Annotated in this window: 21 protein-coding genes and 1 pseudogene; 5 read left to right on the plus strand and 17 right to left on the minus strand. The window is 62.8% G+C overall.

Annotated features, from left to right (window positions below):
• Position 1: 1 nt before the first annotated feature.
• From MFF34_RS14595 to MFF34_RS28335, 11 genes and pseudogenes are all read right to left on the minus strand, one after another.
• Positions 2-2,203, minus strand: a complete 2,202-nt coding sequence (locus MFF34_RS14595; RefSeq protein ID WP_238214883.1) for an LTA synthase family protein — start codon at positions 2,201-2,203, stop codon at positions 2-4.
• Positions 2,204-2,341: 138 nt separating this feature from the next.
• The gene (locus MFF34_RS14600; RefSeq protein WP_027594767.1) at positions 2,342-3,622 is read right to left on the minus strand and encodes a hypothetical protein; all 1,281 of its coding nucleotides are present in this window, start codon (positions 3,620-3,622) and stop codon (positions 2,342-2,344) included.
• A 46-nt stretch (positions 3,623-3,668) separates the two neighbouring features.
• A complete protein-coding gene (locus tag MFF34_RS14605; RefSeq protein WP_238214885.1) occupies positions 3,669-4,427 on the minus strand; it encodes a hypothetical protein in 759 nt (252 codons plus the stop codon).
• Between the two features lie 44 nt (positions 4,428-4,471).
• Positions 4,472-5,152: a C39 family peptidase gene (locus tag MFF34_RS14610; RefSeq protein ID WP_027594769.1), complete on the minus strand. Its 681-nt coding sequence runs from the start codon at positions 5,150-5,152 to the stop codon at positions 4,472-4,474.
• A 64-nt stretch (positions 5,153-5,216) separates the two neighbouring features.
• Complete coding sequence (locus MFF34_RS14615) at positions 5,217-6,716, minus strand: heme utilization protein (protein ID WP_238214886.1); 1,500 nt, start codon at positions 6,714-6,716, stop codon at positions 5,217-5,219.
• A gap of 51 nt (positions 6,717-6,767) precedes the next feature.
• Positions 6,768-7,340, minus strand: coding sequence for an adhesin (locus MFF34_RS14620; RefSeq protein ID WP_238214888.1), 573 nt, complete (start codon positions 7,338-7,340; stop codon positions 6,768-6,770).
• Between the two features lies 1 nt (position 7,341).
• Entirely contained in the window at positions 7,342-7,779 is a 438-nt protein-coding gene (locus tag MFF34_RS14625) for a hypothetical protein (protein ID WP_027594772.1), read from the minus strand.
• 298 nt (positions 7,780-8,077) lie between these two features.
• On the minus strand, positions 8,078-8,629 hold the full coding sequence (locus tag MFF34_RS14630; RefSeq protein ID WP_238214889.1) for an AAA family ATPase: 552 nt from the start codon (positions 8,627-8,629) through the stop codon (positions 8,078-8,080).
• Complete coding sequence (gene pnuC / locus MFF34_RS14635; protein ID WP_238214891.1) at positions 8,626-9,192, minus strand: nicotinamide riboside transporter PnuC; 567 nt, start codon at positions 9,190-9,192, stop codon at positions 8,626-8,628. The genes MFF34_RS14630 and pnuC overlap by 4 nt, the downstream gene beginning before the upstream one ends.
• A gap of 115 nt (positions 9,193-9,307) precedes the next feature.
• On the minus strand, positions 9,308-10,042 hold the full coding sequence (locus MFF34_RS28330; RefSeq protein WP_374707406.1) for a methyl-accepting chemotaxis protein: 735 nt from the start codon (positions 10,040-10,042) through the stop codon (positions 9,308-9,310).
• Between the two features lie 138 nt (positions 10,043-10,180).
• Positions 10,181-10,942 (minus strand): annotated as a pseudogene (locus MFF34_RS28335) (cache domain-containing protein); the annotation flags it as partial.
• Positions 10,943-11,238: 296 nt separating this feature from the next.
• Here MFF34_RS28335 and MFF34_RS14645 point away from each other — a divergent pair.
• Together MFF34_RS14645 and MFF34_RS14650 are read left to right on the plus strand one after the other, a co-directional pair.
• Entirely contained in the window at positions 11,239-12,069 is an 831-nt protein-coding gene (locus tag MFF34_RS14645; protein ID WP_027594776.1) for an undecaprenyl-diphosphate phosphatase, read from the plus strand.
• Between the two features lies 1 nt (position 12,070).
• Complete coding sequence (locus tag MFF34_RS14650) at positions 12,071-12,475, plus strand: DUF1294 domain-containing protein (protein WP_238214893.1); 405 nt, start codon at positions 12,071-12,073, stop codon at positions 12,473-12,475.
• Positions 12,476-12,478: 3 nt separating this feature from the next.
• Here the strand turns inward: MFF34_RS14650 and MFF34_RS14655 are convergent, their stop codons facing one another.
• A complete protein-coding gene (locus tag MFF34_RS14655; RefSeq protein ID WP_027594778.1) occupies positions 12,479-12,838 on the minus strand; it encodes an MmcQ/YjbR family DNA-binding protein in 360 nt (119 codons plus the stop codon).
• A complete protein-coding gene (locus tag MFF34_RS14660) occupies positions 12,831-13,733 on the minus strand; it encodes a LysR substrate-binding domain-containing protein (protein WP_027594779.1) in 903 nt (300 codons plus the stop codon). The genes MFF34_RS14655 and MFF34_RS14660 overlap by 8 nt, the downstream gene beginning before the upstream one ends.
• Positions 13,734-13,865: 132 nt before the next feature.
• Between MFF34_RS14660 and MFF34_RS14665 the strand changes: the two genes are divergently transcribed.
• Complete coding sequence (locus MFF34_RS14665) at positions 13,866-14,477, plus strand: FMN-dependent NADH-azoreductase (RefSeq protein ID WP_238214894.1); 612 nt, start codon at positions 13,866-13,868, stop codon at positions 14,475-14,477.
• Positions 14,478-14,597: 120 nt separating this feature from the next.
• Here the strand turns inward: MFF34_RS14665 and MFF34_RS14670 are convergent, their stop codons facing one another.
• The 4 genes from MFF34_RS14670 to MFF34_RS14685 all read right to left on the minus strand — a co-directional run bounded on the left by MFF34_RS14670 (position 14,598) and on the right by MFF34_RS14685 (position 19,572).
• Positions 14,598-15,803 (minus strand): NAD(P)/FAD-dependent oxidoreductase, encoded by a 1,206-nt coding sequence (locus tag MFF34_RS14670; RefSeq protein ID WP_238214895.1) that lies wholly within the window; start codon positions 15,801-15,803, stop codon positions 14,598-14,600.
• Positions 15,804-15,884: 81 nt separating this feature from the next.
• Positions 15,885-16,940: a GlxA family transcriptional regulator gene (locus MFF34_RS14675; protein WP_238214896.1), complete on the minus strand. Its 1,056-nt coding sequence runs from the start codon at positions 16,938-16,940 to the stop codon at positions 15,885-15,887.
• A 38-nt stretch (positions 16,941-16,978) separates the two neighbouring features.
• Positions 16,979-17,581, minus strand: a complete 603-nt coding sequence (locus MFF34_RS14680) for a cupin domain-containing protein (protein WP_027594783.1) — start codon at positions 17,579-17,581, stop codon at positions 16,979-16,981.
• Between the two features lie 38 nt (positions 17,582-17,619).
• Positions 17,620-19,572, minus strand: a complete 1,953-nt coding sequence (locus MFF34_RS14685) for an FAD-dependent oxidoreductase (RefSeq protein ID WP_238214897.1) — start codon at positions 19,570-19,572, stop codon at positions 17,620-17,622.
• A gap of 177 nt (positions 19,573-19,749) precedes the next feature.
• Between MFF34_RS14685 and MFF34_RS14690 the strand changes: the two genes are divergently transcribed.
• Positions 19,750-20,793: an ABC transporter substrate-binding protein gene (locus MFF34_RS14690; RefSeq protein ID WP_238214899.1), complete on the plus strand. Its 1,044-nt coding sequence runs from the start codon at positions 19,750-19,752 to the stop codon at positions 20,791-20,793.
• A 41-nt stretch (positions 20,794-20,834) separates the two neighbouring features.
• Entirely contained in the window at positions 20,835-21,590 is a 756-nt protein-coding gene (locus tag MFF34_RS14695; RefSeq protein ID WP_186676467.1) for a class II aldolase/adducin family protein, read from the plus strand.
• Positions 21,591-21,663: the final 73 nt, after the last annotated feature.

Here is a 21,663-nt window from a genome sequence, read left to right on the forward strand (position 1 = left end):
GTCAGCCCGAATGGGCGATAGGGTCGTCGGTCAGTTCATCCGGCGCGTCGCTTTCCCCAGGTAATGCGGTAATCACACTGAAGTCGCTGACTTCGACCGCACCGCCGCCATACCCCAGCAAGTGGAAGGAAAACGCCTTGCGCTCGGTCGGGTTGTCAAAGCTGAACTCCATCTCTAGTGGCTGATCCGCCGTCACGCGGATTTCTTCTGGCAGCCCCAATGGCACATCTTGCTCCAGTTGCTTGGCCTTGAGCTGAATGTAGGCCGCACGACGCGGGTCCAGCGAGCGCACCTTGACCCGTACACGGGTGTGCGAGCCGCCGGGCATCTCCAGGTACTGCGCACCGATCAGGTTGTCGGCCCAGTCATCGTGAATGCGCTTGCGCAACTTTATCGGTGATGGGCCGCCGAACTGGTAGCGCAAGTTGAGCGGCGTTTGCAGCAGCGACTGGTCGAGGGTGCCGGCCAGGGTAACGACCTGCTGGCCGAGCATGTCGTCACCGGTGCCGAGGTAGCGCGCCTGGTCGGCGATGAAACCTTCGCTGGCATAGCGTCGGCAGCGCTGCTGGAAGTCGCATTCGGTGAACACGCCTTGGCCGTTGTGGTAACGCAGCATGCCGTTGGTGTAGGAGATCATCTCGCGGCCGGTGTCGTAATCGCGGTACAGCGAGCGACCACCCAGTGCGACGGGGATCGGCAAGGCGAAGTAGTCGAGCAGCGACGTGGTCAGGTCGATATGGCCATAAGTGCCGCGCTTGATAGTGGGTAGCTCCGCCTGCTCCGGCGCCAGGGTGAGGTTGAAACCCCACGAGGATGCCAGGCGCACGCCGTCTATGCCGTGGGACTCGTCGGAGGTGACTACCACCAGGGTGTCCTTGAGCACACCCTGGCGTTCGAGTTTGTCGAGAAACGCGCCGATTGCATCATCCAGGTAGGCGACGGCAGCCTGCTTGGGCGTGTCGTAGCGCTCGAGGTAAGCCGCCGGTGCCGAATATGGCTGGTGAGTGCCCACGGTCAGGAGGGTCAGCATCCAGGGTTTGTCTTGTTTCCTCAGCTGGCCGACATAGTCCAGGGCACCTTCGAAGAAAGCGCGGTCGTCCTTGCCCCAAGGGAATTCCAGGTAGTTCTTGTTGCGGAACCACTCCAGGCCATGCACCGAATCGAAACCGATGTGCGGCATGATGCGGTCCTTGGCCATGAAGCGCAGCCCAGCACCCTGTAAGTAGTGGGTGGTGAACCCGGCCTGGCGCAACTGTGCCGGCAGGCAGGCCTGGTTACGGTCATTCTGGGTCAGCAGTTCGACGCCCTTAGGCGTGCCGTTGGCCAGCTTGTCGTAATCACCGCACAGCATCGCGTACAGGCCACGGATGGTCTGGTGGGTGTGCAGCACATAATCCGGGGTGTTCATGCCGCGCTCGGCCCAACGGCTGAGCTTTGGCATCAGGTCTTCGTCGAAGCGGCTGTGCAGGGCCTGGCGGTTGGGGCGAATGTAGGCCCCGGGGATGCCTTCGACGGTGATGACCAACAGGTTGCGTGCACTGCCCGGTGCCTTGAGCAACTTCTGGCCATGCAGGTCGGACTGGGTCAGGCCACTGCTGGGCAAGGGCGTGCCCCCTTGTTCCTGGCCGGCCCAGCCCAGGGCCTGGCGCTGCAGGCTACCGACGCCGGCCGACAGCAACTGATGGGAGAGGTTGTACTGCCGCCACTGCTCGGCATCGGAAGGCGCCAGGTGTTGGCTGCCCCAGTGCGCGCCAAACAGCAGCAGCGTAACTGCCCAGGCCTTGCGGGGCAGGGGGGCGACACGTTGGCCGCGGCTGCCCCAGACGCTGAGCAGCCAGCCCAGCACGCCGGCCGCCAAGAGCCAGGGCAACCAGCCATGCGCGAGGCCGCCGCCGGTTGAGTTCTCCATGAATTGGGCGTCGGTCAGGTAGCCGAGGTCGGCGCTGGTGGGCAGCCTGCCCACCGCGCTCACCAGCTCGGCCGACGCCACCCAGAGCGCCGCCCAGGCCAGCAGAACCGGCAACGCCAGCCACCATGGCCGGCGGTGCAGCAGCAAGACCAGCAGGCTGCCGAGGGCCAGGTCGGACAGATAACCGAGCGGGTTGGACCAACCCAGCATGGCGCGCGTACCCAGTGGGATCACCAGCACCAGGCCCGCCAAAGCGACGAGCCGGGTGCGTGGGTGGTCGAACAGGTTCTTCACAGAAAACTTCCCTTTTGCCATTAAATCGTCATGCAACTGTGCTGAATGATAACAGGCTGGGCCAGGGAATACGGCGGGCTACAAGGCTGGTAACCAAATGCCGGGCTGGCTTGCGCAGGCCCGGCAGGCGGCTGGGGGTCAGAAGTAGTAGGGGAATTTGAGGCTGAAGGAGAAGTCTGGCGCATCGTCGGTCAGGCCAATCGAGAGGTTGGGCACGATGGTCAGGTTGTCGCTGGCCGCAAAGGTCATGCCGATGTTGAAGTTGGCTGAGTTGTAATCGCTGTTGCTGATCGATTGCCAGTCGCCGCCATCTGGCTTGATCTTGCTCTTGCGGGCAAATTGGTCGGAAACCGAGAACGACATGCTCATCTTCTCGTTCAGAGCAAAGGCGATGCCGGCCCCGACTTGCCAGGAGTCGCCGAGTTTCACGTCACCCGGTACCTTGCTGTTGACCTGGGGGCTGATGTCGCTGAACGAGTCTTCCATGTTGTAGGTGTAGGACAGGCTGCCGAACAGCACGGCGGGGTCGAAGGTCTTGACCAGCGAGATGCCCGGTGTAATCGCCCATACGCCGTTGCCGGTCGGCAGGCTTTCTGGCACCGACAGGTTGTCGTTGCCCGGCACCTCGCGCAGCTTGATGCCGTACGGGTCCTTGCCGGTGGGCGCCTTGACCCGCAGTGTCGCCACCGCATCGGGCCAGTTTTCGGACTCGTCCATGAACTTGTAGGCAACGCCGACGTTGATATCGCCGATTTCCGGGTCGCGGGTGACGGTTTCATCACTGGTGACCGGGGCTGCACCACCGGCGCCACCCGACGAGTAGGTCGATTCGCGGTAGACCACTGGGACGTTAATGTCGAACTGCCAGCGCTGTGCCAGGTTGTAGCGGGCAGTCATGTCCAAGGTCCAGTTGTCTGCCTTGATGCGGTCCAGGTTGATGTTACCGAGGAAAATCGAGTCCAGCGCAAGGAAGCCGTTGAGCACCAGTGCGCGGGTGTCGTAATGGGTGTAGGTGACGCCGGTTTCGAAGCTGAACTTGCCACCACCGAAGAAGCCGCTGGCCTCGTCGTACAGGTTGGACACACTTTGCGCAGGTTCGGAATCGTCCTTGAGCGATTGGCCATAGGAGCTGCCGGTGGTGCCTGGCGCCCCGGCGGCGACGGTCTGGCCACCTTTGACCGTTTCGGCCGGGGATTTGGTCAACCGTTTAGGCTGCGGCGCCGCAGGGGTCTCCTCCACCTGGCGAACCCGTTGTTCAAGGACCATCAACGCTTGCTGCTGCGCTTCGTAGCGCTGTTTCAACGCCATCAATTCTTGTTTCAGGGCCTCAACCTGTGGGTCGACTGCTGCATAAAGGGCGGTGGATGGGGCCAGGGTAGTCAAACAGACAAAAGCTCTGAACGTTAACGATCGGTGCATGGATATGCCGTCCCTTCCGACTACTTTTGATGAGACTGAGCGTAGATCAGTATCCGAGAGTGCGAAGACCTTTGAGCTGGTCGAGGCTACCGTTCAGCGAAGCGGCCGTGGGTACGTTCTCGCGCATGACGACGTTGAGGGAGGTGAGGTTGCTGACCTGGTTGCCGTTGCCAAGCAACGTCGTGTTCTGCGTCAGGCCCCCTTGGGCCAGGCGTTGCACGGTGCTGCCCTGGTTGTTGGCGGCATTGATATTGAGCTGCACGCCCACGCCGGTGGACGAAACGCTCAGCGCGCCTGCGCCGTTTTCGCCGACCAGGGTCGAGCCTGCGGTCAGTGCCTGGCCCTGCGGCTGGGCCACGGGCGCCTGGTTGGCCTTGGTGACGTTGATGTCGACATTGTTATAGGCGGTGTTGTTGTCGCCCGCCGCACGCACCACTTGGGTCACCCCTTCGGTGGTGTTCAGCCCGCTGCCGCCGCTGACCGCACCGGTGCCGGGCGCAGGGCTGGCACTTTGCGAATGGGCCGTACTGGTGCCTTTTTCGTCGATCATCGACACATAGAACTGCGGTTTGATGGTGTTTTGCTGCACTTGCAGCGTCGACGATGCACCGATCACGTCGCCCTTGGCGTTCTGCCAGGTGCTGGTCATGACGATGCCGAAGCTGACGATCCGCCCCGGCATCACATAGCGCCCGCGCAGGTTCGCCAACTCCTGATCCTTCAGTTCGATGGGGGTGAGCGGCTGTGCGTGGGTCGGTAGGCTGGCGGCCAGGCATGCCACGGCTAGCCAGAATGGAATCTTCATTGGATGCTCCCGGAGCGTCGTGCTCCCTATCGTTAGAAGAACCGTTAGAAAAAGTCGCTTTTGATGAAGCCGAAATCCAGCAGCTCTGCGTCCTGTACCGGGGTGAAGTTATTGACGCGGCCCTTGGCAGTCAGTGGCAGAGGCGGGTCGAGCAGGGCATTGCCCTTGTCATAACCCTGGCCGATCACGGCGAAGATGATGCCGTTCCAGCCTTTGAGGAAGTCCTCGACCTTGAAGCGTTTGTGGCCCAGCACAGGGTCACCGATGTACACCCAGCCGTTGTCGACCTTTTGCATGACCACAAAGTGCTTGTAGCCACGGATGTCCATCAGCACCACGACCGGGATACGCACGCTGGTCAGGGTTTCGGGTGCTACCCGGTACCCACGGGCGCGCATGCCCAGGCTTTCCACGTAGCGTTTCATGTCGAGCATGGAGAAGCCCTGCGTGCGCACCAGGTCTTGATCGGCGTGCGCCAGCATGCCTTCGATGATGTGTTGTTCGTCCACGTCCAGCCAATAGGCCTGGCGCAGGATGGTGGCCAGCGCCGCGGCGCCACAACTGAAGTCGGTTTTTTGTTGCACCAGGTCGGCGAACTTGCGTTCGCGCACACTCTGGATGGGTTTGAACACCACCGCGCCACCGGGCAGCACGGACAACGGCATTTGTGCAGCTTCGCTCACGCTGGCCAGGCACAGCAAAAACGCCAAGGCGAAAATACGCATGATCGGGTGCCTTCTTGTTCTGGTTGAAAAAGGCCCCCCGTAGGGGGCCTCGAGGCTACAGCCGTTAGAACGAGGTGTTGGAGATGGCCAGCGAGTTGCTTTGCTGGTTGCCCACACCGGCTGCCACGTTGACGCCCAGGTTGCCGCTGCCGCCATTCACCGAACCGCTCAAGGTTGCAGTGTTGGTCACAGGGTTGGCCCAGCCGGTTGGGGTCAGCACTTGGAAGGACACGGTGTTGCTCAGGTCATACGAGCTGCTTTCGCTGAAGCTTTTCGACACGTCGTTAGACGATTGATTGGCTTTTTCACCCGATTTTTCGTACGCAGACTCCGAAGCGTTTGCGTAAGAAGAATCGTGGGCTTTCTCATACGAAGAGTCGCGGGACTTCTCGTACGAAGAGTCGCGAGACTTGTCGTACGAAGAGTTGCGGGTCTTGTCGTAGGAGGAGTCGAACGCTTTTTCGAACGACGAGTCGTAGGCGCTTTCATGCGACTTGTCGATCGAAGCATCGAGCGACGCATTGAGCGAAGCATCGAAGCTGTCGGTACGGGTGCGTTCACGACGGCCATCGTCGGTGGTCACAGTGCGCGTTGCATCGGCGGCAGCAGCCAGGGTAGCGTTCAGGCTGGCACTGCTGGACGAGCTGGCGTTGGCGTTGGCAGAGCCGCTGGCGTTCCAGCTATTGGAGCCGCTGGCAGTGGCGCTGTTCGATCCGCTGGCGTTGGAGCTGTTGGAGCCGCTGGCGTTCGAACTGGCCGAGCCACTGGAGTTCCAGGAGCTAGAGCCATTGTTGCTGGCGCTTTGGGCGCCCGCCACGCTGAAGCTCGAGGACGAGCTGCGGTCATCGCTGGAGGTGAACGAGCCATCGCGAGAGCTCGAACCGCTGGCCGACGTGGTGAAGGTCAGCGTATCCACACGGTAGGTGCGGTCGGCGTTGTTGTGCACGGTCAGGCCTGGGCCGTTCTGGTCGGCAGAGGCGGTTGCGGTGGCATTACCCAATGGCGCATTGGTGTTGGCGATCGCCATGGTGTTTTTCTGTTGGTTGAGGTCGCCGCCAGCAATGTTGACGCCCACGTTACCGGAGGAGCCGTCACCCGAACCGCTCATCACCGCAGACGATTGGGTAGACCAGTTGTCGACCCGGTTGTTGTTGCTGAACTGGCGAACGTCCGCAGTGGCTTCGGCGGTGCCGAACACGAAGCTGTTGTCCAGGCTCGAGTCGGACGCTGCGTTGGCGATGGCAGCGGCGTTGTCTTGTTGGTTGCCGTTACCGGCCGCCACGTTGACCCCGACGTTGCCGCTGGCACCGGTGGCCGAGCTGCTCATCTCGGCTTCGTTGATGGTGCCTTGGTTGGTGACGGTATTGCCGGTGCTGCGCTGGCTATCTATGGCGTTGGCGGTGGCGTACACCGGGATCTTGGTGGGTGGAGGCGTGTGCTGACCATTGTTGTGGTGGCCATTGTGATGGTCATTACGCCGATCGTTTTGCCCAGCTTGTACAGCAACAGCCATGACCGCAGCAATTGCGAAAACCAGAGGCTTGATTGCCATCGAGGGTTTCATGGTGATTCTCCGTACTTTATTTAGGTTAAGTGTTGTTCTTAACTGTTTGGGTCAATCCGCGACCCGTATGCTCAAGGTGTTGGCCATTCGGTTTCCCACCCCGGCACTCTGATTCACCTGAATCACCCCACGGCTACCGGTGAATGCCTGGTCACTGGTCGTGACCTGGCGATGGCCGGGTGCGGTGTCAGCTGGATCGGAGTTGTTGAGCAGCGCCACGTTCTGTTGCATGAGGACGCTGTCGTCGATGCTTTGCGGTTGAGTACTGAGGCTGATGCGCAGTGCGTTGGCTTGCTGGGTGCTGGCACCGGCGCTCTGGTTGACGCCCAGGGCGCCGCTGCCTTGGCTGAAAGCATTGCCCTGGATGCTGGCGGTGGCATCCATGTTGCGGTCGACTGCGGTGCCGAGCCGCTGGCGTATCTGGGTGGTGGCGCTGGCCTCATGGCCCACGGCGATGGCGCGGGCGTTAGCCTGCTGCTGCAGGTCGCCGGCTGCCTGGTTGACCGTGAGGTTGCCCTGGTATTGGCTGCCCGAATCGTCGATGTTGGCGTTGTTGATCACGGGGGATTGGGCAAAGGCCGGCGCACAGCAGAGCGTGGCCAGGATCAGCAGCGTATGCCTCATCTCACTTGCCTCCCGTCAGGATTTGCAAGGGGGCCAGGCCGCGTTGCACGCTTGAGTTGACCATGTTGGAGATGCCGTTGCCTGAACCTGAGCCGCGCCCAGCGGCGAGGTTGGGCAGTTGCGTCTGGTTAGTGACGTTGCCGCCAATGGTGTTGGTCTGTTGCGTGACCAGGGCGCTGATGCCGGCACCGCTGCTGATGTTGGCAAAGTCGCCGTCGCTCAGCTCATGGGTTTGCTTGAGAATCTGCGCGGACGGGTTGGCGTTGACGGTGGTCGGGCTGGGGTCGGGAATCAGCGGCGGGATGGTCGCGTTGCGCGTCTGCACATCGCGGGTAATGGTGATGATCCCATTCTCGGCCTGGGCAGGCAGGCTCAAACCCGATCCGACGATGCTACTGACCAGCAGGAGCCGATAAATGCCTTTATCAAGATTCCCCACGATGGCAATTCCTTCTTTTGAGCGCTGGCCCTATTCAGCGTTGCGAATAAGAGAGCAGAAGGTGTGCCGCTTTCAGTTAATGCTATGGAATCAACACGTTGGGAAGAAAACCTGAAGAAGAGCGGCTTTTTTTGTATCACCGCTGAAACAGAGCATTTGGCCAGCCACTGGCAAAGCCAGCACAGGCCGTGCCTGGAGGGATTTTTGCAGGGGTGTTTCACGAGGTTGACACTGCCCCCGGAACAGGGGTAACCCCCGCATTTGCGGGGACTATCACCCACCAGGGTGTGTCAGTGGCTTAACACTCGGTGGGGCAGGCTGGCGCATCGCTATCAAGCAGCGTAGCGACAGCTTGCAAGGCCCGCAACTGGCGTTGCGGCCAATTGCCATCAATCACCAACAGCGCTTGTTGATGGCGTTGCAGCCACTGTAGGCTGTCGTCGAAAAAGCGCTGACGGTCGTTCAGATCGGGGTGGCAACGCTGGCCATCGGCAACCCAGTCCACGCCTTGAGGGCTCAGTAACAGGTGCAGGTCGTAGTGCCGAGCAAGCAAGGCCTGTTCCAGCCAGGCCGGGCAGTCGTCGAACAGGGCGCGGCTCCAAAGCATGTTGCTGAGCAGGTGGGTGTCGAGTATCAACAGTTCGGGCGCTTGCGCGCGGGCGCGGTCTTCCCACTCGAGCTGGCCCTGGGCGATGGTGGGGATGTCGGCGTAGCAGGTGTCGCGGCATTCCTGGTCGATGAAGTGGCGCACGTATTCAGCGACCACCACGCCACCGAAATGCGCCTGCAGCACGCCACTTAGCCAGCTCTTGCCGCTGGATTCCGGCCCGCACAGCACCAGCACCTTCATGCTTGCACCAGCGCGGGGTCACGGCGCCATTCCAGCCAGCCACGTATGGCGATCAGCGTGAGCACCGCGAAGAAGCCTGCGGTGAAATACAGTTGCTGATGCAGGTATTGGCCGACATAGACAATGTCTACTACAAACCACAATGGCCAGCATTGCAGGCGTTTCTGTGCCATCCACAGTTGCGCGACCAGGCTGAAGCCGGTCAGCGTGGCGTCGAGCCAGGGCAGGGCAGCATCGGTCCAGTTGGCCATAGCCGCGCCGAGGGCTGTGCTGAGCAGTGCGCCGAGTGCGAGCCCGGTGCACAGCGCGCGCGCGTGCAGGCGTGTCACCTGGCGGGCATCGTGCGCACGGCCCGGGCGCTTCCATTGCCACCAGCCGTACAGCTGCAACAGGGCGTAGGCCACTTGCAGCAACATGCCCGAGTACAGCTTCACCTCGAAGAACAGCCAGCCATAGATCAACACCATGACCAGCCCGATCGGCCAGCACCAGGCGTTCTGCTTGACGGTGAGCCAGACAGCGGTGACGCCGAGTACGGCGGCGATGAGTTCAAGGCCGGACATCGGTGATCCTTGGAGAGGCGATAAGAGGGGCGCGATTGTAGCTTGTCGATAATAGAAGGAGTAGTACGGGTGTAGGCGCGGACTTGCGTCGCAATAAGGCCGCGCCTACAGGGGGCTACACGCGGAACTGCCGCAACAGCTGCTCCAGTTCCTCACTCAACCGCCCCAGCGCCACGCCTGCATCACTCGACTGGCGCGCCGCCTCGGCAGTCTGCTGCGACAAGCCGGCAGTATCCAGCACGTTGCGGTTGATCTCCTCGACCACATGCGATTGCTGCAAGGTGGCACTGGCGATGGACGCGTTGAGCGCGGTCAGGTTGTGCAGCACCTGGCTGATGGCATCCAGGCTGGCACCGGCCTCGCGGGCCTGCTCGATGGTCTGGCGCGAAGCCTCGCTGCTGTTGTCGATAGCCCGCACTGCGGCGTCCGACTGGCCTTGCAGGTGCTCGATCATGGTATGGATTTCGGCCGTGGACTGAGCGGTGCGCTGGGCCAGCAGGCGAACCTCGTCGGCGACCACCGCAAAGCCACGGCCCTGTTCACCGGCGCGTGCCGCTTCGATGGCCGCGTTGAGGGCGAGCAGGTTGGTCTGCTCGGCGATGGAGCGGATCACGTCCAGCACACCCCCAATGCGCGTGCTGTGCCCGGCCAGGTCGCGAATCACCTGGACAGCCTGGTCGATGGTCGCCGACAGCCGATCGATCTGTTCCAGGCTGCCATGAATGGCCTGCTGGCCATGCTGCACTTGTTGCTGCGCCGCGCGCATTTCCCCGGCGGCCTGCTCGGCTGTCTTGGCCACATCCTGCACGGCGTAGGTGACTTCGTTGACGGCCGTGGCCACCTGCTCCATCTGTTGTGATTGCTGGGCACTGTGCTGTTGCGCTGCCCCGGCGTTGTCACCGACATGGCCGGCGGACCTGGCCAGGTCATGGGCGGCGCCCTGCAGCTGGCCGACCACGCCCTGAAGCTTGCCGTTGAAGCGATTGAAGTGTTCACCCAGGTGCGTGATTTCATCCCGGCCGTGGGTGTCCAGGCGTCGGGTCAGGTCACTTTCGCCACTGGCGATAGTGCCCATGGCCTGCACGGCCTCCTGCAACGGGCGGGCGATACTGCGGGCAATCAGCATGACCACCAGCGCCATCAGCAGGGCAATGCCCAGGCCGACCAGCGAGGCGTCGCGCAATTGCCGGGCAAATTCGGCCTGCACGTCATCGATGTATACGCCTGAGCCGATAACCCAGCCCCACGGCTTGAACAGCTGTATATAGGAGGTTTTGGCCACCGGTTCACTGGCGCCGGGTTTGGGCCAGCGATAGTTGACCGGGCCGGCGCCTTGGCTGCGGGCGAGGTTGACCATTTCGTTGAACACGGCAAAGCCGTCGGGGTCGCGAATGGCAGACAGGTCCTGGCCGTCGAGCTTGGGGTTGGCCGGATGCATGATCATCTTCGGCCCCAGGTCGTTGATCCAGAAGTAGTCGTCGTGGTCGTAACGCAGCGCGCGCACCACCTGCAACGCCTGTTGCTGGGCGGCATCGCGGCTCAGCGTGCCGGCCGCCTCCAGGCCTTGGTAATAGGCCAGCACACCGGCTGCGGTCTGCACCACGTGGCGGGTCTTTTCCGCCTTGGCGTGGTACAGGTCGCCATGGATCTGGCGCAGCATCAGCAGGCCCAGTACTACCAGCATCGCCACCGCCACCAGCAGAATCAGCCACAGACGACGGCTGATCGACATCGATCTCAGGGTTTTCATCCAGGCACTCCCGCCTTGTTCTTGTTATTCAGGTGCATCCAAGCATGCTTTGCGACAAGCCCCCACTCGACTAATGGCTAAGTGCTAGTCTGGTCGTAGTCTGCAGCAACGGAGCAAGCCATTGCAAAGCGGCTTTGATAGGATTTCGGCCGCGCAAGATGAAACCTTTAGGGGGCGTGAACTTTTCCACTGGCGTTACGCCCAACAGTCGCTGTAAAACAGCCGGGCCGTGTGCGGCAACTTCAAGTAAATCAAGAACAAGGGGCCTGCAGCAGCAGCGCTCCATCGGGGGAATGATGGATTTTTGGACTGCCTTTCAGGCAATCATCTTAGGCGTGGTCGAGGGGTTGACGGAGTTCTTGCCGATCTCCAGCACCGGGCACCAGATCATCGTCGCCGATCTCATCGGCTTTGGCGGCGAACGGGCCATGGCGTTCAACATCATCATTCAGCTTGCCGCCATTCTGGCGGTGGTGTGGGAATTCCGGCGCAAGATACTCGACGTGGTCTTTGGGCTCACCACCCAGCCTACGGCGCGGCGCTTTACGGGTAACCTGTTGCTGGCGTTCATGCCAGCGGTGGTGTTGGGCGTACTGTTCGCCGACCTGATTCACGAATACCTGTTCAACCCGATCACCGTGGCTGCGGCCCTGGTGGTGGGCGGTGTGATCATGCTGTGGGCCGAGCGCCGTGAGCACCGCGTGGAGGTCGACCACGTTGACGAGATGCGCTGGAGCCATGCCTTGAAAATTGGTTTCGTCCAGTGCCTGGCCATGATTCCGGGTACCTCGCGTTCTGGCTCGACCATCATTGGCGGCCTGCTGTTCGGGCTGTCGCGCAAGGCCGCTACCGAGTTCTCGTTCTTCCTGGCGATGCCGACCATGGTCGGTGCAGCGGTGTACTCGGGCTACAAGTACCGTGACCTGTTCCAGCCAAGCGACTTGCCGGTGTTCGCCATCGGCTTCGTGACCTCGTTCATCTTCGCCATGATCGCTGTGCGCGCGTTGCTCAAGTTCATCGCCAACCACAGCTATGCGGCGTTCGCTTGGTACCGCATTGCCTTTGGCCTGTTGATCCTGGCGACCTGGCAGTTCGGTTGGGTCGATTGGTCGACGGCGCACGGTTGATATGGCCAAAGCTCAAAGCGAGGAGGGCGTACGTCATGTACGCCTGAAACTGCTGGTGTTGGGCGCGCTGTGCCTGCTGCCGGGGATGGGCGCGGCGCAGATGGCCTGGACCGACCAGTCCTGGGTGCCGTTGGCGCTCTACCCGGCGGTAAGCCTGATCAGCCTGCTGCTGTACTGGCAGGACAAACGACAGGCACGCAGCCAGGCCTGGCGCACGCCAGAAAACGTGCTGCATGCCAGCGAGCTGTGTGGCGGCTGGCCGGGGGCGCTGGTTGCCCAGCAGATGTTCCGGCACAAGACGCGCAAGCTGTCGTATCAGCTGGTGTTCTGGGGGATTGTGTTGCTGCATCAGGTGTTCTGGGTGGACTACCTGTTTTTGGGGCGCCACCTGCTCTCCGCCATCTGATCATCAGATCAACAAGCCCACCTGCAACCGCTTCGCCAGCTTTCGCACCACCAATTGGTGCGAACGCTGCAGCAGGTCACACAGCTCGTCGCGCCCCATGGGGTAAGGCGGCGCCATGCTGACCCACCGCGCCCGGGCCAGGTAGGGCGCGGGACGCACGCCGGGGCGGTCGCAGTAGCCCAGAAACAGCTCATCGGCGACCTTGAACGATAACCCTGCGCCCGCCAGGTCCAGCACCGCGAACATCTTGTTGCCTGCGACCGAAAACACTCGGATACCGCCCCACTTATAGTCTTCCCGCGCACCGGGCAGGCTCAGGCAAAAGTCCGCCACTTGGGCTTCGGTCATTTTCTGCTTAGACATAACGCTCCCCACAGGCCTCGAACGACGCCGCCAGATGATCGATCCATACCCGTACGGCCGGCAACACACCGCGCCGGTGAGGGTACACTGCTTGCAGATACCCACCCGGCAATGACCAGTCCGGCAGCAGCCGCACCAGCTCGCCACGTTCCAGTTCCTCTTCGCAGAACATGCTGGGTAGCGCAGTGAAGCCCAACCCAGCACGGACCGCGGCATTGCGCACCACGAAATCATCGATGGCCAAGCGTGGCTCCAGGGCGATGTCCTGTTGGCGACCATTCGGGCCGAGCAGGCGAAAGTGTACCAGCCGGTCAGCTTCGGCCGCGCCCAGCACCGGCAATGAGGCCAGCTCGGCGGGCTCGCGAATGTGGTCGGCAAAGCCTGGAGCGGCGACCAGTTGCATTTGCGCCTGGCGCAGCCGGCGGGTAACCAGGGCCGGGTCCTCGTCGCCCAGGTCACGCACGCGCAGGGCTACGTCGATGCCTTCGGAAATCAGGTCGACACGGCGGTTGAGCAGGACCATGTCCAGTTGCACCAGTGGGTACTGTGCGAGAAAACGGCTGATCACATCCGGCAGAAACGCATGTGCCAGTGCTACCGGGCAGGACACCCGCAGCCGCCCGCGTGGTTCGCTGCTCATGCTGGCGACGGCCTCGTCTGCGGCTTCTGCCTCCAGCAGCATGGCCTGGCAGTGGTGCAGGTAGCGCTCGCCCACGGCAGTCAGCTTGAGTTGCCGCGTGGTGCGCTGCAACAGGCGTGTGCCCAGGCGCTCTTCCAGCTCTGCAATGCGCCGTGACAGGCGAGATTTAGGGATGCCTAGCTGGCGCCCGGCAGCGGCGAAACCGCCGGCTTCGACCACGCGTGCGAAGTAGAAGAGGTCGTTGAGGTCTTGCATGGGAATGTCTCACTGTTCCATCTGTGGGACAAACTAACGCATTTTTGCCTGCTTATCAGCTATTCGTCATCCCGGTAGGATTCTCCCCATCGTGATCGCCCAATGCCGCGGTCTTCATTACAGGAGAGTCCCATGAAACTGTTGCACATCGATTCGAGCATCCTGGGCGACAATTCCGCCTCCCGCCAGCTGAGCCGCGAAGTGGTCGAAGCCTGGAAAGCCACCGACCCAAGCCTGCAAGTGGTCTACCGCGACCTGGCTGCCGACGCCATCGCCCACTTCTCCGCTGCTACCTTGGTGGCCGCCGGTACCGCTGAAGACATGCGCGACGCGGCCCAGGCCTTCGAAGCCAAGCTGAGCGCCGAAACCCTGGAAGAATTCCTCGCCGCCGACGCCGTTGTGATGGGTGCGCCGATGTACAACTTCACCGTGCCGACCCAGCTCAAGGCCTGGATTGACCGCGTAGCCGTTGCCGGCAAGACCTTCCGCTACACCGAAGCCGGCCCTGAAGGCCTGTGCGGTAACAAGAAGGTGATCCTGGTATCCACCGCCGGTGGCCTGCACGCTGGCCAGCCGACGGGTGCCGGCCATGAAGACTTCCTCAAGGTGTTTCTGGGCTTTATCGGTGTCACCGACCTGGAAATCGTACGCGCCCATGGTCTGGCCTACGGCCCAGAGCACCGCAGCCAGGCCATCGACGCCGCACAGGCCCAGATCGCCAACGAACTGTTCGCTGCTGCCTGATTGCAGTAAAAGGAGGCGCCGTGCGCCCCATCGCCGGCAAGCCGGCTCCCACAGAGATAGCGCCAATCTCAGTTCTGGCGCTGTACCTGTGGGAGCCGGCTTGCCGGCGATTCGGCTGTATCAGGCGACCGGTATCGTCGGGTCAGCCGCTGCCAGCGCCGCTGCACGATCGTTCGCGGCCGGTGGGTAGATCCAGACCGTGTTGATCTGCGATTTGAGCACCTTGGCCTCTGCCTTGTCTTCCGGTGGCGACACCTTGCGCTCCCATCCTTCGGTATACACTGCGCCCCAGGCGCCCAGGTCGAGGCAGGTGACGTACTTGGGCTGGCTGTAGGTCATCGGTGCCACGCCGATCAATTCGGCCACGGCATTGTTGCCGGCGTAGCGGCCCAGCGGGATCGCATGCTGGCAAGACATCACCGCATAGTTGCCAACCTCGTCGCAGGCGGCATAAGCAACGTCGCCAGCCGCGTAGACCGTGTCGTTACCCTTGACCTTGAGGTTGCCGTCCACGTGCAGCCGACCTTGGCGGTCCCGGTCACCGCTGATCTGCTCGGTCAACGGGTTGGCCTTGAACCCCACCGTCCAGATCACGGTACTGGCATTGATGCGCTGGCCGTTATCCAGCAGGACGCCGTCGGGGTCCACCGAGGCCACGGTTGCGCCGCAGATCCATTCCACCCCCAAAGCCTCGGATGCCTGCTCGATCGCGGGGCGGATGCCATCACCCAAGGCCGCGCCGATCCTGGCGCCACGGTCGATGACCAGCACACGCAGTGTGGCCTGCTCACCGAGGATGTTGCGCAAGCGCGCCGGCAACTCGGTGGCAGTCTCGATGCCGGTGAAACCACCCCCGGCCACCACCACGGTGTTGCGGGCAGGTGTGTCCGGTAGGCTAGCCAGGGACTTGAGGTGCGCCTCCAGGCGCGCCGCACTGTCGATCTTGTCGACATCGAAAACATGCTCGATACCGACCATTTCCGGCCGGTTGAGCACACTGCCGCAGGCCATGATCAGGCGGTCATAACCCAGCTCGCACTCGGTACCGCTTTGCGTGCGATAGCGCACGCGCCTGGCGGCTTCGTCGATGTGGAAGGCCGTGCCTTGCACAAAGCGCACGTTCACCGCCTCGAACAGCGCCTCCAGCGGCGCGGCCATCGTATGTACTTCAGGTTCGTAGAAGCGCGGGCGTACATGCAGCTCGGCCTGGGGCGCGAGCAGCGTCACCTCGACATCATTGCGACCGTTCAAGTCCAGCTGGCGTATAGCGCTCAGAGCGCTCCAGAGGCCGGCAAAGCCCGCGCCAATGATCAGGATATTCTTCATCGTTGTGCTCCTGGAATGTCCGGGTAACCAAGGTAGCCCGTGTTTGAGGAGACCGATGTTACGAGCGACGAGCGCCACGCCCTAGGCCAAAGAACCCTGAATTTCGGCCAACGAAACAGAGCGTGCAAAACGGGCGCGGTAGTCACGCGGTGTTACCGCCAGATGACGCTGGAAGGCCAGGCGCATGCGTTCTTCGTTGCCGAAACCGCACTGGCGCGCGACCTGCTCGATGTGGCTGTCGGCGCTTTCCAGCAGGCGCCGCGCGGCTTCCAGGCGGAACACTTCAATGGCTTTGGCCGGTGTGCGGCCGGTCTTGAGCTTGTACACCCGGGTGAAGTTACGCAGGCTCATGTGCGCCTGTTCGGCCAGGTGTTCGACGCTCAGCCGAGGGTCGCCAAGGTGTTCGTTGAGCCACAGGTGCAGGGCTTCGAACTCGCTGCAATCGCGCCCCTGCAGCTTGAGCAGCTCACTGAATTGCGCCTGGCCGCCAGGCCGCTTGAGAAAGACCACCAACTCGCGTGCCACCTGCATCGCCACTTCACGGCCGCAGTCCAGTTCGACCAGGGCGAGGGCCATGTCGATGCCGGCGCTGACCCCGGCCGAGGTCCACACCGCGCCTTGCTGAACGAAGATCGACTCGTGGTCTACCTGCACCGCCGGGAAGTCGCGGCGCAGTACCTCGCACATGGCCCAGTGGGTGGCGGCGCGGCGCCCATCGAGCAAGCCGGCGCTGGCCAGCAGAAATGTGCCGCTGCACACCGAGGCTGTGCGCCTGGCCTGCACGGCGGCGCGGCGCAGCCAGGCCACCAGCGGCGCGTGGTCGGGGAGGGTGCGGATGATGTCCGGGGCGCCGGGTACGATCAGCGTGTCGACAACCTGTGCCATCACGGTGTCCAAGGTTTCTGTCGCCACCACCAGGCCTTCAGCGGTTTGCTGCAGGCCGCCGTCAAGGCTGGCGGTGTGTACCCGATAGCCTGGTCGGCCGCGTTCGGCCATGGCCTTGGTGGCGGCCCAGAACACCGTCTGGGCGCCCGTGAGGTCGAGCAGGCCCATGTGCGGATAGGCGACGAAGACCACGACGCGAGGGTGGTCGACCGGTTGCAGCGCAGGCTCAAGCTGGTGGGCGTGTTCAGTCATTGGCGGATGGCCTGATCAAAAGTGGCCGCTTGGCGGGCTCAAAAGGTCGGTGGCGTGATCACCCAGATCACCACAGCATCCACGTCCCCTGGGTTGCCATAGCGATGCGGCTCCTGGCTGGAGTAGCTGAAACTGTCGCCTTCGCCCAGCTGAAAGTAGCGCTCGCCCACCCACAGTTCAAAACTGCCGCTGAGAATATACCCTGCCTCTTCACCGTCGTGGCTGTAGCTCTGCTGGCTGTAGGTGCCCGGTGGAAAGCGCGAGTGAAGCATCTCCAGCTCGCGGTTGGGCTGGGGTGTCAGCAGTTGGTCGACGATGCCGTCCTCATAATGCACGCTGAGGCGGCTGTTACGGCGTACCACGTAGCCCTGGTCCTCTGGTGCAGTGCTGGCCTCGCTGGCAAAGAACCACTGGATGGTCACACCCAGGCTGCGGGCGATGTTGAACAAAGCCGGGATCGACGGGTAAGAGAGGTTGCGCTCCAACTGGCTGATGTAGCCGGCCGTCAGCTCGCTCTGTGTGGCCAACTCCGCCAGGGTCATGCCGCGGCGCTTGCGCAGGCCGCGGATGCGGGTTCCCAGAAACTGCGGCGCGGCGCTGCCGTCGTCGGTGGCGGAGGGGGGCTGCGGGAGTTGGCTCATGCACGTCGGTCCGTCGGAAAACGGCAGTATGTACAGTCTCAGAGCGCCCAGGCAACCGTCAGGCCATCGTGAATCGCCTCCTCGGCGGTACGCGGTGCCAGGCAGTCGCCGATGCGCCGAACTTCGACCAGGCCGGCCAGCTCCGTCGCCAAGGTGTCGTTTGGCTGGTGGCCCAGGCACAGCACCAAGGTGTCGATGCCTTCGAAGATCATCGGTTCGCCGCTGGCCGTGTGCTGCAAGTACACGCTGTTGTCATCGCAGCCATAGAGGCGGGCGTAGGGCGTGATGGGAATACCCAGGCGGTGCAGCTCGCCAGCCAGTTGATCGCGCACGTACAGCGGCAGGTTCTCGCCGCAATGGGTACCGTTCACCGCCAATTGCACCTGATGCCCTTCGCGCGTTAGGCGCTCGGCGATACCCGGGCCGATCCAGTCGCAACGCCAGTCGATGACCAGGACCGAGCGCCCTGGGGTGACCTCGTTGCGCAGGATTTGCCAGGCATCCACTACCTGCAGTTCGCCGGCGCGTTCGAATGCCGGCCAGTAGGGCGTGGCGCCGGTGGCGGCAATCACCAGGTCGGGCCGCTCGCGCTCGACCAGTGCGCGGTCGACCCGCGTGTTGCGCACCACCTCCACGCCGGCCAAGGCCATTTCCCGTTGCAGGTTGGTGCTGGCGCCGCCGAATTCGCTGCGCCGGGGCAGCAGTTGCGCCAGCAGCACCTGGCCACCCAGTTGCGGGCCGGCCTCATACAGGGTGACGTGGTGGCCGCGCGCGGCGGCGACGGCGGCCGCCTTCATGCCTGCGGGGCCGCCGCCTGCAACCAGAATGCGCTTGGGGGCTGGGGTGGGCGTTATCTGGCCGTACTGCAGTTCGCGGCCGGTTTCTGGGCGCTGAATGCAGGAAATCGCCAGGCCGCGGTGAAAATGCCCAATGCATGCCTGGTTACAGGCAATGCAGGCGCGCACGTCCTCAACCCGGCCATGCTCGGTCTTGGTCGGCATCATCGGGTCGCAGATCAATGCGCGGGTCATGCCACACACGTCGGCCTGGCCACGCGCCAGGATCAGCTCGGCCTCTTGGGGTTGGTTGATGCGCCCAGTAACGAACAGCGGAATGGCCAGGCGCTGTTTGAACGTGCCGGCTTCGCGCGCCAAGTAGGCCGGCTCGATGGCCATGGGCGGGACGATATGCACCGCGCCCCCCAGGGACGCTGAGGTGCCGGCGACGATGTGCAGGTAGTCGAGCTGGCCTTGCAACGCTTCGGCGGCCGCCAGCGACTCGTCTTCGCTCAGGCCTTCACTGTCACGCTCATCGGCGCTGATGCGCAGGCCGACGATAAAGTGTTCGTCGGTGGCGGCGCGCACCGCCGCCAACACTTCGCGCAGAAATCTCAGGCGCTGCTCCAGGCCGCCGTTGTAACCATCGGTGCGCAGGTTGACCCGAGGATTGAGAAACTGCGCAGGCAGGTAACCATGGCTGGCGACCACCTCGACGCCATCCAGCCCCGCCTGGTGCAGGCGGCGGGCGGCGCTGGCATAGCCCTGGATGATGTCATCGATCATCGGCTGGTCCAGCGCGCGCGGCATCACCCGGAAGCGCTCGTTGGGCACTGACGAGGCCGAATAGGCCACTGCCAGCAAGCCGTCGGCAGATTCCATGATCTCCCGCCCCGGGTGAAACAGCTGCGACAGCACCACGGTGCCGTGTTCATGGCAGGCCTCGGCCAGGCGCCGGTAACCGTCGATGCAGGCATCGTCGGTGGCCATCAGCACGTGGGAGGTGTAGCGGGCGCTGTCATGCACACCGGCCACCTGCAGCACAATCAGGCCAACCCCACCGGCGGCGCGGTCACGCTGGTAAGCGATGAGCTTGTCGTTGACCAGGTTGTCGGTGGGCAGGCACGTGTCGTGGCCCGTGGACATGATGCGGTTCTTCAGCCGTTTGCCGCGAATCTGCAAGGCTTCGAACAGGTGGGGAAAGGCAGTTTGCATACGGGCGGCTCCGGTGCGGTGTTGTTCTTGTTTTGTTTATAAAAGTGTACCTAAAGTAAAAAATCAACTTGTTTTTTTACTTGTGCGCGGCTAGGTTTTCTTCACCCTCACTGGTGAGGGCGTGACCTCACAACAACAAGAAATCGGGCCCTTGGGCACCGGCAGGAGGAAACCTCGATGCATGCATTCCCTCGCAGAACCCACCTTTGCGCAGCGCTTCTGGCCCTTGGCTTGGGCAGTGCGCACGCTGCGCCGCAGATGGTCGTGGTCGGCTATGGCGGCGCCGGTCAGAAAGCCCAGGACGAGGCGATCTTCAAGCCTTTCAGTGCTCAGGACGGCAGCGCGTTGATCCAAAGCGAATACAACGGCGAAATGGCCCGCATTCAGGTCATGGCCGATACCGGCAACGTCGATTGGGACGTGGTGCAGATCGAGGGGCCCGACCTGATGCGCGGCTGTGAGGAGGGCATCTATGAGCGGCTGGACTGGCAGCGCCTGGGCAATGCTGCCGAGCTGATTCCGGATGCCGCGCAGGACTGCGGTTCTGCCGCCCTGGTGTGGAGCGTGGCGATTGCCTACGACCGCAACAAGCTGGCGCAGGCGCCGGCTTCATGGGCTGACTTCTGGGACGTCAGCAAGTACCCAGGCAAACGTGGCCTGCGCAAGCGTGCGGTGTACAACCTGGAGTTCGCCTTGCTGGCTGATGGGGTCAAGGTCGAGGACGTGTACACGATACTGTCAACGCCCGCCGGGGTTGACCGCGCGTTTGCCAAACTCACTGAGCTCAAGCCCTACATCCAGTGGTGGGACGCGGGTGCCCAGCCGGCCCAGTGGCTGACCGCCGGCGATGTGGTGATGACGTCTACCTACAGTGGCCGCATCGCGGTGGCGGCGCAGCAGGGCAGCCCGCTGGCATTGGTCTGGCCGGGCAGCCTGTATGGCATGGACTATTGGGCGATCATCAAGGGCTCGCGGCATGTCGACCAGGCCAAGCGGCTGATGGCCTATGCCAACCAGCCCGATACCCAGGTGCGTTACGTCGAGCAGATCCCCTATGGGCCGACCAACACCCAGGCAGCGGCCAGGCTCGCCCCGGGGCTGGCCGGCTGGGTGCCAACCTCGCCACAGAACCTGCAGGGGGCGCTGGCGATGAACGTGGAGTTCTGGGTCGACCATGGCGAAGAGCTGGAGCAGCGATTCAATGCCTGGGCTACGAAATAGCCTAGTGTTCACAGCTGCCTTTCTAACAGGACGAACGAGAAATGACCCTTACCGAACAGACCCTGCGTCAGGAGCTGGCGGCCTGCTACCGCCTGGTCGCTCACTTTCGCATGAGTGACCTGATCTTCACGCACATCTCGCTGCGCGTGCCTGGGCCGGAGCACCATTTTCTGATCAACCCCTACGGCTTGCTGTTCGACGAGATCACAGCCTCCAGCCTGGTGAAGATCGACTTGCATGGGCAGCCAGTCGAGGCGACCCCACACCCGGTCAACCCGGCCGGGTTCGTCATCCACAGTGCTATTCATGCGGCTCGCGAAGACGCCCACTGCGTGCTGCACACCCACACCCGGGCCGGGTGTGCGGTGGCGGCACTGGAATGTGGCCTGCTGCCGGTCAACCAGATGTCCATGGAGTTTCATGGCAAGGTTGCCTACCACGATTACGAAGGCATCGCCCTGGACCTGGATGAGCAACAGCGCTTGGTGGCCGACCTGGGTGACCGGCCGGTGATGATCCTGCGTAACCATGGGTTGCTGACCACCGGGCGTTCTGTCGCCGAAGCCTTCCTGCGCATGTACTACCTGGAAAAAGCCTGCGAGATCCAGTTGGCGGCGCAGAGTGCCGGGCAATTGATCCTGCCGCCGGCCGCCGTGTGTGAGCGTACCGAGCAGCAGTTCAATGCGCCACTGAAGGGCTTGAAGCAGGGCGAACTGTCGGACCCGGATGCAGTGGGGCTGGCGTGGGGCGCGCTACTGCGGATGCTGGAGCGGGTGGCCCCGGGTTACCGCGACTGATGGTTGAATGCCACGGCGTATGAAGACTGCAACAGTGACACTGTTGCGCAACCCTGCGCCCTAACTGTGCTGG

Origin of the sequence: Pseudomonas sp. PAGU 2196 (assembly GCF_022179005.1) — a bacterium.
GTDB lineage: Bacteria > Pseudomonadota > Gammaproteobacteria > Pseudomonadales > Pseudomonadaceae > Aquipseudomonas > Aquipseudomonas kermanshahensis.

What these genes read in the sequence shown, in the direction of transcription:
- MFF34_RS14600 (WP_027594767.1), bottom strand. Translation starts at nt 3,622, where the DNA reads ATGCACCGATCGTTAACGTTCAGAGCTTTTGTCTGTTTGACTACCCTG.
- MFF34_RS14605 (WP_238214885.1), bottom strand. Translation starts at nt 4,427, where the DNA reads ATGAAGATTCCATTCTGGCTAGCCGTGGCATGCCTGGCCGCCAGCCTA.
- MFF34_RS14610 (WP_027594769.1), bottom strand. Translation starts at nt 5,152, where the DNA reads ATGCGTATTTTCGCCTTGGCGTTTTTGCTGTGCCTGGCCAGCGTGAGC.
- MFF34_RS14615 (WP_238214886.1), bottom strand. Translation starts at nt 6,716, where the DNA reads ATGAAACCCTCGATGGCAATCAAGCCTCTGGTTTTCGCAATTGCTGCG.
- MFF34_RS14620 (WP_238214888.1), bottom strand. Translation starts at nt 7,340, where the DNA reads ATGAGGCATACGCTGCTGATCCTGGCCACGCTCTGCTGTGCGCCGGCC.
- MFF34_RS14630 (WP_238214889.1), bottom strand. Translation starts at nt 8,629, where the DNA reads ATGAAGGTGCTGGTGCTGTGCGGGCCGGAATCCAGCGGCAAGAGCTGG.
- pnuC (WP_238214891.1), bottom strand. Translation starts at nt 9,192, where the DNA reads ATGTCCGGCCTTGAACTCATCGCCGCCGTACTCGGCGTCACCGCTGTC.
- MFF34_RS28330 (WP_374707406.1), bottom strand. Translation starts at nt 10,042, where the DNA reads ATGGAGCAGGTGGCCACGGCCGTCAACGAAGTCACCTACGCCGTGCAG.
- MFF34_RS14645 (WP_027594776.1), top strand. Translation starts at nt 11,239, where the DNA reads ATGGATTTTTGGACTGCCTTTCAGGCAATCATCTTAGGCGTGGTCGAG.
- MFF34_RS14650 (WP_238214893.1), top strand. Translation starts at nt 12,071, where the DNA reads ATGGCCAAAGCTCAAAGCGAGGAGGGCGTACGTCATGTACGCCTGAAA.
- MFF34_RS14655 (WP_027594778.1), bottom strand. Translation starts at nt 12,838, where the DNA reads ATGTCTAAGCAGAAAATGACCGAAGCCCAAGTGGCGGACTTTTGCCTG.
- MFF34_RS14660 (WP_027594779.1), bottom strand. Translation starts at nt 13,733, where the DNA reads ATGCAAGACCTCAACGACCTCTTCTACTTCGCACGCGTGGTCGAAGCC.
- MFF34_RS14665 (WP_238214894.1), top strand. Translation starts at nt 13,866, where the DNA reads ATGAAACTGTTGCACATCGATTCGAGCATCCTGGGCGACAATTCCGCC.
- MFF34_RS14670 (WP_238214895.1), bottom strand. Translation starts at nt 15,803, where the DNA reads ATGAAGAATATCCTGATCATTGGCGCGGGCTTTGCCGGCCTCTGGAGC.
- MFF34_RS14675 (WP_238214896.1), bottom strand. Translation starts at nt 16,940, where the DNA reads ATGACTGAACACGCCCACCAGCTTGAGCCTGCGCTGCAACCGGTCGAC.
- MFF34_RS14680 (WP_027594783.1), bottom strand. Translation starts at nt 17,581, where the DNA reads ATGAGCCAACTCCCGCAGCCCCCCTCCGCCACCGACGACGGCAGCGCC.
- MFF34_RS14685 (WP_238214897.1), bottom strand. Translation starts at nt 19,572, where the DNA reads ATGCAAACTGCCTTTCCCCACCTGTTCGAAGCCTTGCAGATTCGCGGC.
- MFF34_RS14690 (WP_238214899.1), top strand. Translation starts at nt 19,750, where the DNA reads ATGCATGCATTCCCTCGCAGAACCCACCTTTGCGCAGCGCTTCTGGCC.
- MFF34_RS14695 (WP_186676467.1), top strand. Translation starts at nt 20,835, where the DNA reads ATGACCCTTACCGAACAGACCCTGCGTCAGGAGCTGGCGGCCTGCTAC.